The organism is Mycolicibacterium insubricum, assembly GCF_010731615.1.
In the GTDB taxonomy this organism is placed as follows: Bacteria; Actinomycetota; Actinomycetes; order Mycobacteriales; family Mycobacteriaceae; genus Mycobacterium; species Mycobacterium insubricum.
This window is the reverse complement of sequence record NZ_AP022618.1, coordinates 3648545-3664107: the sequence shown is the minus strand read 5'-3', so window position 1 is coordinate 3664107 and position 15563 is coordinate 3648545. Positions and strand designations below refer to the sequence as shown.

14 protein-coding genes are annotated in these 15563 nt (G+C 67.1%); 1 reads left to right on the top strand and 13 read right to left on the bottom strand.

All coding sequences use genetic code 11. The annotated features are described in order from the left end of the window. On the bottom strand, positions 1 to 1440 hold the full coding sequence (locus G6N16_RS17255) for a neutral zinc metallopeptidase (RefSeq protein WP_407663666.1): 1440 nt from the start codon (positions 1438 to 1440) through the stop codon (positions 1 to 3). Between the two features lie 100 nt (positions 1441 to 1540). Between G6N16_RS17255 and G6N16_RS17250 the strand changes: the two genes are divergently transcribed. Then, positions 1541 to 2881, top strand: a complete 1341-nt coding sequence (locus G6N16_RS17250; protein WP_179961216.1) for a dipeptidase — start codon at positions 1541 to 1543, stop codon at positions 2879 to 2881. Positions 2882 to 2889: 8 nt separating this feature from the next. Here G6N16_RS17250 and G6N16_RS17245 read toward each other — a convergent pair whose 3' ends face one another. Genes G6N16_RS17245 through G6N16_RS17190 form a run of 12 tightly spaced genes read right to left on the bottom strand, consistent with a single transcriptional unit; the run spans position 2890 to position 15430 of the window. Beyond that, a complete protein-coding gene (locus G6N16_RS17245; protein ID WP_234805800.1) occupies positions 2890 to 4476 on the bottom strand; it encodes a long-chain-fatty-acid--CoA ligase in 1587 nt (528 codons plus the stop codon). Then, the gene (locus G6N16_RS17240) at positions 4473 to 5288 is read right to left on the bottom strand and encodes an oxygenase MpaB family protein (RefSeq protein ID WP_083030333.1); all 816 of its coding nucleotides are present in this window, start codon (positions 5286 to 5288) and stop codon (positions 4473 to 4475) included. Before G6N16_RS17240 ends, G6N16_RS17245 begins: the two co-directional genes overlap by 4 nt. A 5-nt stretch (positions 5289 to 5293) precedes the next feature. Further along, positions 5294 to 6211, bottom strand: coding sequence for an oxygenase MpaB family protein (locus G6N16_RS17235; protein WP_083030334.1), 918 nt, complete (start codon positions 6209 to 6211; stop codon positions 5294 to 5296). 30 nt (positions 6212 to 6241) lie between these two features. After that, positions 6242 to 6898: an Rv1363c family protein gene (locus tag G6N16_RS17230; RefSeq protein ID WP_083030335.1), complete on the bottom strand. Its 657-nt coding sequence runs from the start codon at positions 6896 to 6898 to the stop codon at positions 6242 to 6244. Continuing rightward, positions 6885 to 8099, bottom strand: coding sequence for an MCE family protein (locus tag G6N16_RS17225; protein WP_083030336.1), 1215 nt, complete (start codon positions 8097 to 8099; stop codon positions 6885 to 6887). Before G6N16_RS17225 ends, G6N16_RS17230 begins: the two co-directional genes overlap by 14 nt. Beyond that, positions 8096 to 9154, bottom strand: coding sequence for an MCE family protein (locus G6N16_RS17220; protein WP_133052918.1), 1059 nt, complete (start codon positions 9152 to 9154; stop codon positions 8096 to 8098). The genes G6N16_RS17225 and G6N16_RS17220 overlap by 4 nt, the downstream gene beginning before the upstream one ends. 5 nt (positions 9155 to 9159) lie before the next feature. Beyond that, a complete protein-coding gene (locus G6N16_RS17215) occupies positions 9160 to 10266 on the bottom strand; it encodes an MCE family protein (RefSeq protein WP_083030368.1) in 1107 nt (368 codons plus the stop codon). Then, the gene (locus G6N16_RS17210; RefSeq protein WP_308205387.1) at positions 10263 to 11318 is read right to left on the bottom strand and encodes an MCE family protein; all 1056 of its coding nucleotides are present in this window, start codon (positions 11316 to 11318) and stop codon (positions 10263 to 10265) included. Before G6N16_RS17210 ends, G6N16_RS17215 begins: the two co-directional genes overlap by 4 nt. After that, positions 11315 to 12364 carry an MCE family protein gene (locus G6N16_RS17205; protein ID WP_083030337.1) on the bottom strand — a complete coding sequence of 350 codons (1050 nt, stop codon included), beginning with the start codon at positions 12362 to 12364 and terminating at the stop codon, positions 11315 to 11317. Before G6N16_RS17205 ends, G6N16_RS17210 begins: the two co-directional genes overlap by 4 nt. Continuing rightward, positions 12361 to 13767: an MCE family protein gene (locus G6N16_RS17200; protein WP_083030338.1), complete on the bottom strand. Its 1407-nt coding sequence runs from the start codon at positions 13765 to 13767 to the stop codon at positions 12361 to 12363. Before G6N16_RS17200 ends, G6N16_RS17205 begins: the two co-directional genes overlap by 4 nt. Further along, positions 13764 to 14621 (bottom strand): ABC transporter permease, encoded by an 858-nt coding sequence (locus G6N16_RS17195; RefSeq protein ID WP_083030339.1) that lies wholly within the window; start codon positions 14619 to 14621, stop codon positions 13764 to 13766. Before G6N16_RS17195 ends, G6N16_RS17200 begins: the two co-directional genes overlap by 4 nt. Next, entirely contained in the window at positions 14618 to 15430 is an 813-nt protein-coding gene (locus G6N16_RS17190; RefSeq protein WP_083030340.1) for an MlaE family ABC transporter permease, read from the bottom strand. The genes G6N16_RS17195 and G6N16_RS17190 overlap by 4 nt, the downstream gene beginning before the upstream one ends. Between the last annotated feature and the right edge of the window lie 133 nt (positions 15431 to 15563).

Here is a 15563-nt window from a genome sequence, read left to right as displayed (position 1 = left end):
TTACGGGAACCGGGTGTTGCAGGCGTCCATGTCGGTGCCGACCAGCCCGGCGCGGTACGCCTGGATCCGGGTGAAGCCGGCCGCCACGGTGCCGCCGTCGACATCGCTGGCGGCCAGCCCGTTGCTCAGCAGCCCGGCCACCGCCTCGTCGACGTCACCGGCGGTCAGAATCAACGGCTGCCCCGACGGCGTGGAGATCTCCGAGGCCATCGCCCGCTGTGCCGCACCGGTCAGGCACGCCGTGCGCAGCGCGGTGGTGGCGCCGCGCAGCGACAGCCCCTTACCGTTCTGCACGGCCAGCGCGTACCGCGACGTCAGCACCGAGATGGCCGTGTTGTCGCCCTGCAGCAGGACATAGTTCTTGGTCTCGGTGGCCGGCTGGCCGAGCTTGGCCAGCGCGTCCAGGTCGACGTAGATGGTGTTGTTGGACGGGCAGTAGGACGCCGGCGGCGTCGCCTCGGCATCCGGGCAGGACCCGCCCCCGGTGGACAGCGTCGGCGGGTTGGCCGGCGAGTAGACGACGTTGAGGATCTCCATCAGCGACGTCAACACCGACTCGGTGACGCCGACGTCGCGGCTGAGCAGCCCGGCCGTCGGGTCCACCAGCAGCGACTGCGGCAGGTCGCCGCGGCGGTGCTCGACCTCGTCGGCGTCGATCTCGGCGCACAGCGCCGCCCCCGAGGTGAAGCCCAGCTGGAAGGCACTGATGCGGTCCAAGGCGGTGCCGTGGCCGTTGTCGGGGTTGTCCAGCGGTGTCAGCACCGGGTCGCGCATGGTCAGCAGCCCGGCCAGCATATGGTTGAGTCCGTCGCCGGTGCTGAGCTCGAATCGCTTCGACTCGCCCTCGGCAACCCAGCGCATGTAGTCCCCGGCGAAGCAGTCGGCCTGCTGCTCGAGCACCAGCACCGAGGTCTTCCGGCTGACCAGCCCGGCCATCTTCTGGATGGCGTGGCCGTACTCGTGGGCCAGGATGCCGGTCACCGCCAAGTCGCCGAAGAACTTCGCCGCGGTCGGCAGCAGCATCGCGCGGTCCCACGAGATGGACCGGTCGTCGTTGCAGTACATCGCGTTGATGGAGCCGTAGGTCGATTCACCGCAGATCTCGGTATCGCGGTCGTGCGGGTCGTAGGACCGCAGGGTGTCGACCGGTTTGAAGGTGCCGTTGAGGCCGGGGGAGTAGTGCTGTGACCAGTAGTCCTCGATGTCGTTGATCGACAGCAGCGCGAGCTTGTCGATCTGGCCGCCGTCGGTGTCCTCCACCGTCCCGGTGGGTTCGGGCGCGTCGGTGCGGATGCCAGTGGGGCCGTCGGTGACCGGCAGGCCGGCCACCCGGTTCGGATCCCAGAGCGAGGAGGTGGCCTTGCCGTCCACCGTGCCGCCGCAGCCGGCGAGCAACAGAAGCGTGGCGCCGAGCGCCGCGAGCCGGACCAGGGTTTTCACGGATGCCAGCCTAGTGCGCCGGCGAGGCCCCCGGATGCGGCAGTTGCGGGATTCCTCGCCGGGTGAGTACCGATTCGGTACCGCAACTACAGTCGCGGGTGTGAACGATGTGCTCGCCGCCGTGCAAGCGGTCCTGCCCTCGGTGCGCGCCGACCTGGAGGACCTGATCCGGATCGAATCGGTGTGGGCCGACCCGGCGCGCCGGGTCGAGGTGGTCCGCAGCGCCGAGGCCGTTGCCGGGCTGCTGACCGCGGCGGGATTCCCCGACGTCGAAGTGGTGGCTGCCGGGGGAGCACCAGCGGTCATCGCCCGCTATCCGGCCCCGCCCGGCGCGCCGACCGTGCTGCTCTACGCCCACCACGACGTGCAGCCCGAAGGCGATCCGGCGCAATGGATTTCCCCGCCGTTCGAACCGACCGAGAAAGACGGGCGGCTGTACGGACGCGGGTCGGCCGACGACAAGGCCGGCATCGCCTGTCACCTCGCCGCCATGCGGGCCTTCGGCGGGCACCCGCCGGTTGGGGTGACGGTGTTCGTCGAGGGCGAGGAGGAGTCCGGGTCGCCGACGCTGCGTGCGCTGCTGACGGCGCACCGCGAGGCGCTGGCCGCCGACGTCATCGTCATCGCCGACTCGGGCAACTGGAGCACCGAGCTGCCCGCCCTGACCGTCTCGCTGCGCGGGCTGGCCGACTGCGTCGTGGAGGTGTCCACGCTGGAAAAGGGCCTGCACTCCGGGATCTGGGGTGGTGTGGTGCCCGACGCGCTCGCGGTGCTGGTGCGCCTGCTGGCCTCACTGCACGACGACGACGGCAACGTCGCCATCGCCGGCCTCTACGAACCCCCAGCTGCGACAGACCTGGATATCCCCGGCGAGCAGGTTCGCGCCGAGGCCGGGCTGTTGCCCGGAGTCACCCAGGTCGGCTCGGGGACGGTGCCGCAACGGCTGTGGCACAAGCCGTCGATCACCGTCATCGGTATCGACACCACCGGCGTGGACGCGGCGTCGAACACCCTGATCCCGTCAGCGCGGGCCAAGATCAGCCTGCGGGTGGCACCGGGCGGGGATCCCGCCGCGCATCTGGCGGCGCTGCGGGCGCACCTGGAATCGCATGCGCCGTGGGGCGCCCGGGTGCGCGTCGTCGACGGCGAGGTCGGCGCCCCGTACGCCATCGACGCGACCGGCCCGGTCTACGACGCCGCCCGCGCCGCCACCGAGTCGGCCTGGGGTGTCGCTCCGGTCGACATGGGGATGGGCGGGTCGATCCCGTTCATCGCCGAATTCGCCGCCGCCTTCCCGGACGCCACCATCCTGGTGACCGGCCCGGAGGATCCGGCCAGCGCCGCGCACAGCATCAACGAGAGCCTGGACCTGGGCGTGCTGGAGAAGGCCGCCGGCACCGAGGCCCTGCTGCTCGCCGCGCTCGCCCCCGCTTGCGGGTAACTCGCGCCCTAGACGGTACTGCGGGAGTGGCCGGCCCAGAACGGCTGGCGCAGATCCTTTTTCAGGATCTTGCCGGTGGGGTTGCGCGGTAGTTCCGGCATCAGGTCGACGGCCTTGGGGCATTTGTAGTGGGCGAGGCGCTCACGGCACCAGGTGATCAACGCGTCCGCGTCGACATCGGCGGATCCGGAGTCGGGAGCCAGCGCGACGGTCGCGTGCACGGCCTCGCCCCACTTCTCGTCGGGTACACCGAACACCGCGACCTCCAGCACCGCCGGATGTTCGGCCAGCACCCGTTCCACTTCCAGTGAGTAGATGTTCTCCCCGCCGGAGATGATCATGTCCTTGAGCCGGTCCTCGACGAACACATACCCGTCGGCGTCGATGTGGCCGATGTCGCCGGTGCGGAACCAGCCATCGGGGGTGATGGCCTCGGCGGTGGCCGCCGGCCGGTTCCGGTAGCCCTTCATCAACTGGGGTGTGCGGAACCAGAGTTCACCCTGCTCACCGACCGGCTTGTCGGTCAGGGTGTCCGGGTCGACCACGCGCAGCTCGGCGTGGGCGACGAGTTTCCCTGCGCTGACCAGCCGCTCCGGGTGTTCGGTGTCTCGGTGGTCCTCGGGCCCCAGGTGGGTGATCACCCCGCAGACCTCGGTGAGCCCGTAGACCTGGATGAAGTCGGTGTTCGGCCAGGCCTCCAGCGCCGCGCGCAGCAGCGGCAGCGGCATCGGCGACGCGCCGTAACTGAACGTCTTGAGCGCGCCGAACAGCGCGACGGCATCGGGGCCGGATTCGAGCACCTTGGCCAGCACCGCCGGCACCAGGAAGGTGCGGTTGGCGCCGGCCAGGATGGCGCCGGCGAGCGCGGCGCCGTCGACGTCGCGAGTCATCACCGCGGGGACGCCGTCGCTGATGGGCGTCTGGACATAGGAGGACCCGCCGACGTGGAACAGCGGCATGGACACCATGCACTTGTCGCCGTCGTCGAACTCCCAGCCCTCGTGCGAATAGCGGATGTGGGCAAGGAGATTCGCGTGGGTGATCTCCACCCCCTTGGGCCGGCCGGTGGTGCCCGAGGAGTACATGACCAGGACGGTGTCGTGGGGGTCGCGCTGGTCGGAAACCTCCACGGGCGTCGATGCGCTGAGCAGCTGTTCGTATTCGTCGCCATCGGCACCGTCGGGCGTGACCGCGATGATCGTGTGTAGGCCGGGAATACGGTCGGCGACCTCGGCAACGGTCGGAGCGAACTCCGCGCCGACGATCAGCAGCTTCGCCTCGCTGTCGTTGAGCACATAGACCAGCTCGTCGGCGGCCAGCCGAAAATTGACTACCACGGTGGCCGCCCCGATCGAGGCCGCCGCCAGCGTCAACTCCACCCCGGCGGGATGGTTCTTGTCCAGGAACGCCACCACATCGCCGCGGCCGATTCCGCGCTGCGTCAGCGCCCCGGCCAGCCGCCGGACCCGGTCGTACCACTGCGTCCAGGTCCACGTCCGGCCCAGGTAACTCATCGCCTCGGCGTCGGGTTTGGTCGCCGCCCAGTGGGCGATTCGGTCATCGAGGTACCGCGGGGCGGGAGCGGGGTCGGTCACATCGGCCTCCTGGGGTTGGGTGGGCTCGATCGGGCGAGTCGAGCCCCATGTCCGGTCCGCCGAGGCTGAACCGGGGGTGCGGACGGGCATTCCGTGATCTCCGCCGTCGAGGCGGATCCGGTTGTCCAAGGGTACTTGCCCGGTGGCAGCATGGCGGCGGTCTTGAGGAACCTCCGCAGCGATCGGTGATCGGTCTCGCTGACGGTGACGCCGGTCAGTTCCCGGGCCCTGGGATGCTGCATGGCGCGCACCGCCCGTCTCGGCGCCAGCCGCGGCCACCAGTCCGATGGCGCGAAGATCTCCGTGCGGAAAGGGTCGAAATGCGGACCGGCGGATAGTTCGTCGGTGCAGCGCCTCTCGAAGTAATCCCGGAAATCCGGCCAACTGTCCGGCATTGGGCGGGTCGAGATGCCATACCGCCGGTACCAGCCGCAGCACTGCTGATACAGCTGTTCACTCCGGTCGGGTTCGAGCACACCGATACTGCTTTCCACCATGGTGAAAAGGGTGTCCACCAGTGTGGCGTGCTGAAAGAAGAACAGGTCCGGGTTCAGCGAGTGGTAGGGCCGACCGCGCTCGTCGAGGCCCTTGACGTGTTCGTGGGCGAACCGGATGACCGGCCGCATATCCCGCGCGGACCCGGCAATCTCGATGACGACGGGTATGGTCCGTCGCTCGTGCTGCCAGATCCGTTCCCGGTACACCGAGTGCTGGTAGATCCCGGCCGCGATGGCCGGGTGCAGCATCTGCAGACAGATCGCCCGCGGCAGCATCAGGAGGAAGCGCCGGTCGGCGAGGTACCGGCGAAGCATGCCGTTCAGATCAACGGCTTCTTCCGCCGGAGGCGCCAGCGCAGATCTCGCATCAGCACCGTGTAGTTGTAGGTGCGCAGTCGTCTGGGGATGCAGCGGTTCACCACGGCGACGAACAGGAACAGATGCTCGAACCGCCGCCGGTCGGTGTCGGTCCATTCCAATCCGAGCTGCTCCCGGAAGACCGGTGCCAGAAAACCGACGGTGAGGAAGCGCAACAGCGGAGCGAGGATCAGCCGGGGCACGACGTTGATCATCTTCAGGTTCACCAGGTCCATCAGGAAGTCCCGGACGAACTCGTCGACCTGGATCCGTTCGCATGCGGTGTTCCAGTAGACGTCGAAGTCCTTACGGGTGGCCGGCCACATGTCCTCGGTGACCTGCAGGGTGGTGCCGATCGGCATGGCGCTTCGGAAGAAGGCATCGGCCTGCTCTTCGGTCAACTTTCCGTGCAGAAGCTGGTAGGTGTCTTCGTAGAAAATGAACAGGCAGGCGGCCACCCACAATTGGAGTTCGCGGTTGAAGGCGTTGTATTTCACCGGACTCTCGTTTGTGGACCGGACCTGCCGATGGGCGACGTTGACCGCCTCGCGGTAGGCCTTGCGTTCCTCTTCGGTACCCAGGATCGCGACGGCCATGTACTGCGCGGTGGTCCGCAGGCGCTTCCATGGGTGATACATCAATGCTCCGGAATGGACCCGACTTTCGGCGACACCGTAGCCGACCTCGGGCCAGCTCAGCTGCATGACGACGTTGGCCGCCGACGCCGCGGCCGACCAGAAATCCAGTGCGTCGACGACGGTGACCACCGGTTTCCTGTTCCATCTGCGGGTGCGTTGGGTGATCTGGATTCGCGTCTCCTGGCAGGTCAGCGTCGGCAGTTGCGGTTCGGCGGCCTGGTCGGCCAGATAGTGCATCGGCATCGGAGGGTATTCCTTTCCGGTTCGGGGTTCTCAGAGAGTTTCGACGTTGCTCACCAACCAGCGGTCACCCTCGCGCGCCAAGGTGACGACCATGCGATACCGCTGCTGATTGCCTTTGGGCGCCGTGACGTTGGTGACGCTCTGATCGACGAACGCGATGACCGTCGCGGAGTGCTCGTCGAGACTTTCGGTAGCCGCATGGATCGTGGTTGCCGTCGCCACGCCCTTTCCGGCGATCACGATGTCGCGGAGCGCGGTGACCATCTCGTCGTAGCGCTTGGCGAAGTCCGGAGTTGATTCGGCGGTGATTTCGGCCTTGTTGGCGTCGAGATTCTGGTAGTCGAACGACGACATGGCCGCCAGGTATCCGCGGGTGGTGTCCACCGCCTCGTGCTGCAGCCGGCTCAGCTCACTCTGCTGGTAGAGGGTGTATCCCAGAGCTGCGGAGACGGCGACGAAACCCGCCAGCAGCAGGGCGCCCGCGATCCTTCGCGGGGAGGCGCGGCGTGTCACCCGGGCGTCGCCGGTGTCCTCCGTCGGCTCCGGACCGTCGTCATCGGGTTCGCCGTCGGAATCCGCCGGTGTCGAAGGGTTTTCGTCGTCGTTCGGTTCCTCGGCCGACAGCAGCGGTGTTTCGTCCGACCGGTCCGATGAGGTGCGGGCCGGCTCGGTATCAGTTGGGAACATTGTTGCCTTTCAGTATCATTCGCCACTTGTAGGCGAGCTCGGCAAGGGTGGGGATCTTGATCGGGTCGGGCACGACAGCGGGGCCGACGATCTCGCCGGGCGCCGTGGAGTTCTGCATGCCCAGCTGGTTGGGCCTAGGCGCGTTGACGGCGCCGCGCATCTGGGTGTCCGGCGTCGGCGGGCAGTAGCGCACCAGACTCGGCTCGACAGGGCTGACGTCCCCGATGGCGCGCCGGTCGACGTCGAACACGCATACCGGTCCCTGGGTGGCCACCAGTGCGAAGTCGGCCCGATCTCCCTTGACGATCGAGGCCAGCGCGTTGAGCCCGGCCGGAATGCTGGTGAGGCCGGTGTCCAGCGAGTCGGTGCGATCCGCGATGATCGGTGTGACGGTCGCCAGGTTCGCCAGGGTGGCGCCGAAGGTGTTGCGGTAGGTGTCGAGCACCGCGCGCACCGAGGCCAGCGTCGCGGGCGCGTGGTCGGTCAGGTACAGCAGCACCGGCCCACTGTCGTTGACCTGTCCGGAGAATCCGGCCACCGCGCTCATTCCGCGGACGAAGTTGCCGCCCTGGGCCGCCATCGTCGTGACCAGGCGCGCCGTGCCTTCGAGCAGCGGCGTCAGCTGCCCGAGCTGATCGCGGATGCGCCGGGAGATACCGGCGCCGTTGTCGATCAGGGTTGCCAGACTCGGGCCGAGACCGTCGAAGGACGCCGACAGCTCGTCGGACACGGCCCCGACGGAGCGGACGTCGATGCTGCCGATCAGCGCAGCGGCGTCGCGCATGACCCGGTCCATCTGCACCGGCTGCCGGTCGGCGGGAGCCTCGATGGTATCGCCGGAGGCCAGGTACGGACCCGAACTCGTCTGCGGCAGAATGTCCACGCTCTGGATGCCGACCGCGGTACTCATCCCGACCGTCATGATCGCGTCGCGAGGGATCTGTGTTCCCGGATGGATCGCCAGCGTCACCCGGGCGGTCCCGTCCGGACCGAGCCGCACGTCCGAAACCGCTCCGGCCTCGACCCCACGCACGGTCACGGTGGTGCCCTTGGTGAGGCCGAAGGCGTCGGACATGGTGGCATGCAGCGTCATCGGCGGCATGAGACCGGCCGGGCCGGCCACGAACCGGATCCCGAACGGAATCACCACCGCCGCGATGACGGCGAACATGGCCAGTTGGACCACGACGAGCCGCCTCATCGCAGCCCGCCCGACAGGAAGCCGTCCAGCGCCTCGGCGCCGCTGATCGGGATGCCGTTGACCAGCAGGCCGCCGGTGAGCAGCTTGTCCAGGCTCCCGGGGATGTCCAGTGCGCCGTCGAACACCATGTAGTCGCCCTTGACCGAGTCGGCGATCCGGGTCAGGAAGGTGTTCATCGAGCTCAGCGTCGAGCCCAGTCGGTCGTTGTAGCTGTCCAGTGCGGTCACGACGCTGCCCGCATCCCGCACGATTGCGCTCATGTCATGGTTGGCGGCAACGGAATTCGCGGTTGCCGCCAACGCCGTGGTGGACGCGAGCAGGGACTGGATCTTGGCGCGCTGGATATCGAGCATGGCCACCAGCCTCGGCATGGCGTCCAGGTAGTTGTCCACGGTGTGCTGCTGGTTGGCGAATTGGCTGCTGACCTGGGCTGCCAGCGCCACCGCCTGATCGAACTCGCCTTGGTGCTCATCGGCCTTGCCGGTGAGCACCGACATCCGGTCGACGAGTCCGCGGATCTTCTCGGTCCGACCGCTGAACGCCTGGTCGAGCTCGGTGACGATGGTGGACAGTTGGTCGACGCCGCTGCGCGACAGCAACGCACCGAAGGTGGCCAGTGCACTTTCGATCTGGGGGCCCAGTTCGGTTCGGCTCGGCGGTATGACATCACCGTCGCGCAGTACGGCCTGCGACGGGTGATCGGGCGAGGCCAGTCTGATGAACGCGTTGCCGAGCGCGGACGGGAGTTCGACGCTGGCCGTGCTGTTCGACGGCAGCCGGCTGTCGTCGCGAACCGACAAGGTCACCGAGGCACCCGAGGCGACGGTTCGCATGCCGGCCACCCGGCCCACGATCTGCTGCCCGTCGCGGACGTCCGCGCCGAGGGTTATCCCGTCGGCGGTGGGAAGTTCCACCGTGATGGAAATCATCGGGCCGGCCGCGTCGCGTCCGACGGGAAGGTCCTGAACTCCGAGGTCGGACATCGTCCACAGCGCCGCCGCGGTAAAGCCGACGGCACCGAAGGCGACAAGGCTTGTGCCGCTGCGGCTTCGCACGGTACTCACCTCGGATACCGGGGGTTGGGGGGCGGGGTGGCGCCGGTGACGGCGGTGACGATGCCCAGCGGATCCGACCGGCTGATCGGGTAGGAGACCGGGTTGGTCAGTCCCATGCCCGAGCAGATTGGCCAGCGGGTGCGTTCGCAGAAGTCGTGTGCGGCGGCGAACTGGGTGAGCACAGATGACACGTTCAGTCGGATGCGGCCCCGCCGGTCCGGCCCGACGGTCTCCTTCATGTTTTGCATCATCAGCGGAACCAGATCCATGAACTCGGCGAGGTCGGGCTGATGCCGGACCAGCAGATCGCCGACGGCGTTGAGGTTGCCGGAGATGTCACCGAGCTCAGCGCCGTGTTTGTCGACGACCTGCGACAGCTGGTCGAGCACGGTCTTGAGGTCGTTGACGGTTGCGGTGACGTCGATACGCTGACTTGCCCAGCTGTCACCGAGTTGACCGAGCTGCTCGACGAACTGGTTCAGCGTCAGCTGGCGGCGGTCGAAGGCTGACATCATGGTCGACAGGTTCGTGACGATTGCCCCGATATCGTCGCCGCGGGCGCCGACGACCGCGGTAGCGGTGCTGAGGTTGCGGATCGCGGTGTTGAATTGGCGGCCCTGACCGTGCCATTGGTCGGCGCCGCGGGAAAGCAGGGCCGCCAGGTCGCCCTGATCGGGGCTCAACGCTGCCGACAGGGTGCTCAGGCTGCCGAGCATGCTGTCGAAGGTAATCGGCGCGTGGGTCTTGTCGATGGGGATCACCTGCCCGTCGGTGAACGTCGGTCCCGATCCGGAGTAGGCGGGCCCGAGATCGACGCTGCGGTCGCTGATCAGTGCCGGGCTGACGATGTAGGCCTGGAGATCGGCGGGCAGCGAGACGTCACCGGGAACGGACATGCTCACCCGGACAGATGTGCCCTGCGGCACCACCTCGGTGACCTTCCCGACGGGGACCCCCAGGATGGTCACGTTGCTTCCGGGATAGATTCCGTTGACGTAGGCGAAGTCCGCCCGGACGACGGTGGCGTTGTCGGTCCGCCGGAATACGAACCACGTCGCACTGCCCAGGAAAAGTACGAGCAGGGCCAGGATGACCCAGGACCGGCGTGTCATCGGCACTCCCGCTGGATGTTGAGGGCGCACAGCATGTTGTCGGGCATGACGACGCTGGGCGAGTTGACGTCGGCCCAGTTCCCGTTGCCGGTGGCGTTGGTGATCGCCCGGATCGCCGGCGGCACTTTCGACAGCGTCTGGTCGATGGCGGCGGCGTTGTTCTTCAGGGCGGCGGTGACGGCGGAGAGTTTGGTCAGCAGGTCGCCGAACTCCTGCTGCTTGTCCCGGTACACGGTCGCCAGCTGCGCCAGCACGGCGGACATGTGCCCAACGGACTGACCGAGCGCATCGCGACGGGCGACCAGGGTGGCGACGATGCCGCGCGTGTTCGCGACGGTGTCGGCGAGTGCATCGTTCTGTCCGACCAGCATGTCCGACAGCGAGCGCGATATCCGCAGCAGCGAATCGACCTTTTCCGAATCGTCGGCGAAAACGGCTCCGGCGCTGCCGATTCCGGCCAGTGTCGCGCGCAGATCGGTGTTGTCGCCGGGAATGGACCCGGCGACGGTGCGCATCGCCTCGGTCAGCGCGTGCCGATCCACCCCGGTGGCCGCGGCGACGGCCTTGCGTCCGACGTCCTCGATGCTGTACGGCACGGTGGTGCGGGCCAGCGGAATGACATTCGGCGAACCGGGGTCGATCTGCCCGGCGGGCATCACGTCAAGGAATCGCTTGCCCAGTACCGTCCGCAACCGGACCGTGGCGGTGGTCTGGTTTCCCAGCGATTGGTGTGCATCGAGGCGGAAGCCGATGCGGACATGGTCCCCCGCCAGGGCGATGTGTTCGATCTGTCCGGCCGGCACCCCGGCGACATAAACCGGGTCTCTGGTGGTCAGCCCGCTGGCATTGGCCAGGTCGGCGGCATACTCGTTGGTGCGTAGCTGATACCAGACCCGCGGCAGCGCCACGGTTGCCAGCGTCACGATGATCAGGGCCAGCGTCCCGATGGTGCCGAGCGCCAGTGGCACCGAGGGGTTGTACCGGCGCTGTTTGGAGAACAGGAACAGCACCGCGCCGACGAAGAGGTCGATGAGTTTGACCAGGAACATCATGGCAGGCACACCTCCGAATGCCGGCTGCCGAAGATGTTCGCCTCGTGCTTGGCGATTTTCAGGGTGAAATTGCACAGGTAGAGGCTGACGAACCCGCCATAGCTGGTGGAGCGGTTGATCGCGTCGGCGAACCGGGGGAGTTTCTCGACGAACTGGGTGAACTCCGGCGTGGCGTTCGTCCAGGCACCGAGCATGTTGTTCAGATCGGTGATCGCGGTGCCGTACGCCTCACCCGAGTCGGCGATGGTCGCCGCGAGGGTCGTCAGCACGGCGTTGCTTTGATCGAGCAGCAGGTCCAGCTGGCCGTCGGGTCCCTCGACGGCGGCGGTCAGGCGCTGCAGTCCGGTGAGCAGGTCGACGAGCATCGGCCGGCGTGCATCGACGGATACCGCCATGGTCGAGAGATTGGTCAGCACCGTGCCGAAGAGTTCTTTGTTGCGTCCCATCGACGTTGTCATGACGGCGATTTGGGCCAGCAGCGAGTTGAGCGTCTCACTCTGGCCGGCGAACGTCTCGGTGAGGCCGCGGGTCAACGCGTTGACCTTGTCGGGTTCGAGCGCGTCGAACAGTGGTTTGAATCCGTTGAGCAGGGCGGTGAGATCGACGGCGGGTGTGGTCCGGGAGAGTTCGATGGTGCCACCGGCCGGCAGCCGCGGTGCGTCGTCGCCGGTGGACACCGCCTTGATGGCGCCACCGGGGTCCGACAGTGCGACGTAGCGAGCGCCGAGCATGTCACCGTACCGAATCGCGGCATTGACTTTCGACGACAGCGAGAACCCGGCGGTGACCTCCAGTCCCACGTCCGCGCGAGCGGTTCCGTTTCCGTTGTCGGCGAACCGGATCGAGTCGACACGTCCGATCCTGATGCCATTCATCATGACCGGGTTGCCGACGTTGAGGCCTTCGACGCTGCTGAACTGCGCGATGTAGTCGACCGTCTTTCCGCGCACCGGGACCGACAAGGTGTTGACCACCAGCAGTCCGCACAGGATCCCCACGGCGCAGAACAGCCCGAGTTTGGCCCATGCCTGCCATGTCAGCTTCATGCCACACGAACCTTTGTTCCGCGGACCAGCGGGCCGAGCATGACCACCGTGGCGATGTTCGGGCGCTCCGAGTCCTCGTGGGTGCCCAGCACCGTGTTTTGCAGCAGTGTCAGCGCGCGAGTTTCTGGTTCGCCGCCGACGATCGCCGAGGAGGGTGCTACCTCGGCCGGATAGTGGGGTTGCGGGGCCGGGGTCGGCGGGACAACCGGACGCGGGTTCGCGCCCGAGGGTGCGGCGACGGGCTGCCCGTCGGGGTCGATCAGTTGCTGGGGTCTTGGCATGTTGGCCGCCGGGGTGGACGGTTCCACCGGAGATAGGGTGCCGTAGCGGGTCGGTGCTCCGCTGTCCGGGTCGATCGGGGTGGATGCCGCGCACTGGGCGCCTCGCGAACCGCCGTAGACGGGGCAGTCCGTGGCCGAGTACGGCATCGGCCCGGCGAATGTGGCCACCGCGGTGATGCTGAACTTGCCGGTGGAGAAGGTCCGCGAGCCGGCGTCGGCGAACGTCTTTGCCTCGGTGAGGGTGTCGACAAGTCCTTGTTGCCGGGCCGCTGTGGTGGCCAGGATCGCGCCGGCCCCGTCGATGATGGTGATCAATTGCTCCCGATGGTCGGCCAAGAACGGGGCCAGCACCGAACCCAGATCCGCGAGTGCATCCAGAGCCTGCCCGAAGTTGGGGTCGCCGACCATCCGGTTCGACACATCGGTGACGTTGGACAGGGTTCTGATGATGTCCGGGGTGGCGGTGTGCAGCGCGTCCATGACGTCGCGGAATTGCGGTGTCGCATCGAGGAATTGCATTGCGGCCGGGGTGAGGCCGTCGGCGGCTTCGCTGAGGTTGTCGATGGTGGTGCCAATGTCCTTGCCTCGATGGGCCAGTCCCTGGCTCAGTGCGGTGAGAGCGGTTTGCATCTTCTCCGGTTTGATCTGGGCGAACAGCGCAACGATCTTGCGGAAGACGTCGTACATCGACGTTGCGTCCTCGCTGTCGTCGATCGTGATGACCGCGCCGGCGCGCAGCGTGGTCTCTACGTCGCGGTGGCGCCCGTCGGCCAGCTGCAGATAGATGTCTCCGAAGAATGTTCGCGGTACCACTCGGACCACCACCGAGCTCGGGATGAGACCTATTGCGGTCTTGTCGATGGCGAGCCGGACAGTTGAGAGTTTTGTGCCAGAGGTAATTTCGGCGATTCGGCCGACATTGACGCCGTGATAGCGGATCGGCGCGTCGGTGCTGATCAGCCCAGCGGCGACGGGGACGTCGACGAACACGTCGTCGACGGGATCCAGCCGGCCGGAGGCGCGGCCGACCAGCAGCGCGGCGATCAACGCTGCCGCGATCGTCGCGCACAGGCCGCGCAGAGCCAGGACCGGCCCACTGGTTCCACGACGCCGGGCTCTCATATGCCCATTCCGGGAATCTCCGGGACGAGTCCCCACAACGCGAAGGTGAGTAGTACGTCGAGAATGCCGATGGTGAGGATGGCGGTCCGCAGTGCGCGTCCGGCGGCTTGCCCCACACCTGCGGGTCCGCCCGAGGCGAAGTAGCCGTAGGTGCAGTGCACCAGGGCAACCGCGATGGCGAAGACGACGGCCTTGAGTCCCGAGTACAGCAGGTCTTTCGGGCCGAGTGCGAGATGGAAGAAGTAGTCATAGGTTCCGGCCGAGGCGCCGTTGAACAACACCACCACGGTCCGGGTGGACAGGTAGCTGGCCAACAGGCCGATCATGTAGATGGGGATCACGCAGGTGACGGCGGCGACTAATCGGGTTCCGATGAGATACGGAACAGAGTTGATGCCCATGGCGTCGAGCGCGTCGATCTCATCGGAGATGCGCATCGCGCCGATCTGCGCGGTGAACCCGGTTCCGACCTTGGCGGCCAGCGCGATGGCGACCACAACGGGGGCCAGTTCGCGGGTGTTGGCGATGGCTGCCAGCATCCCCGACATGGTGTTCATACCAACGAGTTCCAGGCCGCGTTGGGTCTCGACACCCAGCATCATCGCTGCGGCAAGTGACATCGCGAAGACGATGCCGATGGTGCCGCCGCCGGACAGCAGGGACCGGGTGCCGAAGGTGACCTCGCCGATCTGACCGAAGGTGTGCTTGCGGTAGCGCACGAGCGCTTGCGGCAATGTCAGCACGGTCACCGTGTACAGGCTGACGTGACGGCCGAGGGTGATCAGGCCGGCGTATGCGGTGCTAGCCGGCGTGCTGACGCGGTGCCAGGAGGCGGAGGTGGTGACGGCGGTCATCGGTAATTGCCAACCGCGGGAACCACGACCGTGTAGAGCGCCGAGAGGATCGTGTTGAGGATGAACACCAGGGCGAAGGCCATGACGACGCCTTCGTTCACGGAGTCGGCAACACCGCGTGGGCCGCCCCGGGCATGTAAGCCCTTGAAGGTGGCCACCAGGGTGGCGGTGAGGCCGAATAGCGCGGCTTTGATCAGCGCCATTGCGAAGTCTGACGCCCGACCGTACTGGCTGAAGGTTGCCAGGAATGCGCCGGCGGGAAGATGCTGCAGGTAGATGTGGTAGAGGTAGCACGCCAGGATTCCGGCGAAGGTCACCATGGCGCACAGCGCGATGGAGACGATCACCGCGGCGACCAGGCGCGGGGCGACCAGCCGTTCCACCAGATCGAGCCCCATGACCTCCATGGCGTCAATTTCCTCGCGGATCTTCCGGGACCCCAGGTCGGTGCAGATCGCCGCGCCGGCGACACCGGCCATCATCAGAGCGCAGACCAGGGCGGCGGCCTGCCCGACGATGATGAACGCCACCACCGCGCCGGAGTAGCCGCCCGCGCCGATGCGTCCGGCCAGTTCGCCGACCGAGACGGCGATGAAAACGCCGATCGGCATCATCAGCAGCAGTGAGGGACCCGTGCACACCCGCCCGATGAACAGGGTTTGGGTCACCACCTCGTAGACGGAGAGGCGTCGTTTGACGGTGGCGAGGACGACGCTGACCAGCGCCTGAACCGAGAATCCGACGATGTAGCCGGCCTGCATCATCAGGTCGCGTATCGGCCCCCTGGGAGCGGGTAGCTCGTAGGTCATCGTGCTGTTTCCCCGATCGCACACGTCTGGCTGTCGTGTGAAGCATGTCACTTCGAACTCGGCTGCGCAAGAGCTAAGTTAATCGTCATTCTGATAATTGATGACGATTGCGGCATGGGCACGGACGGCATCA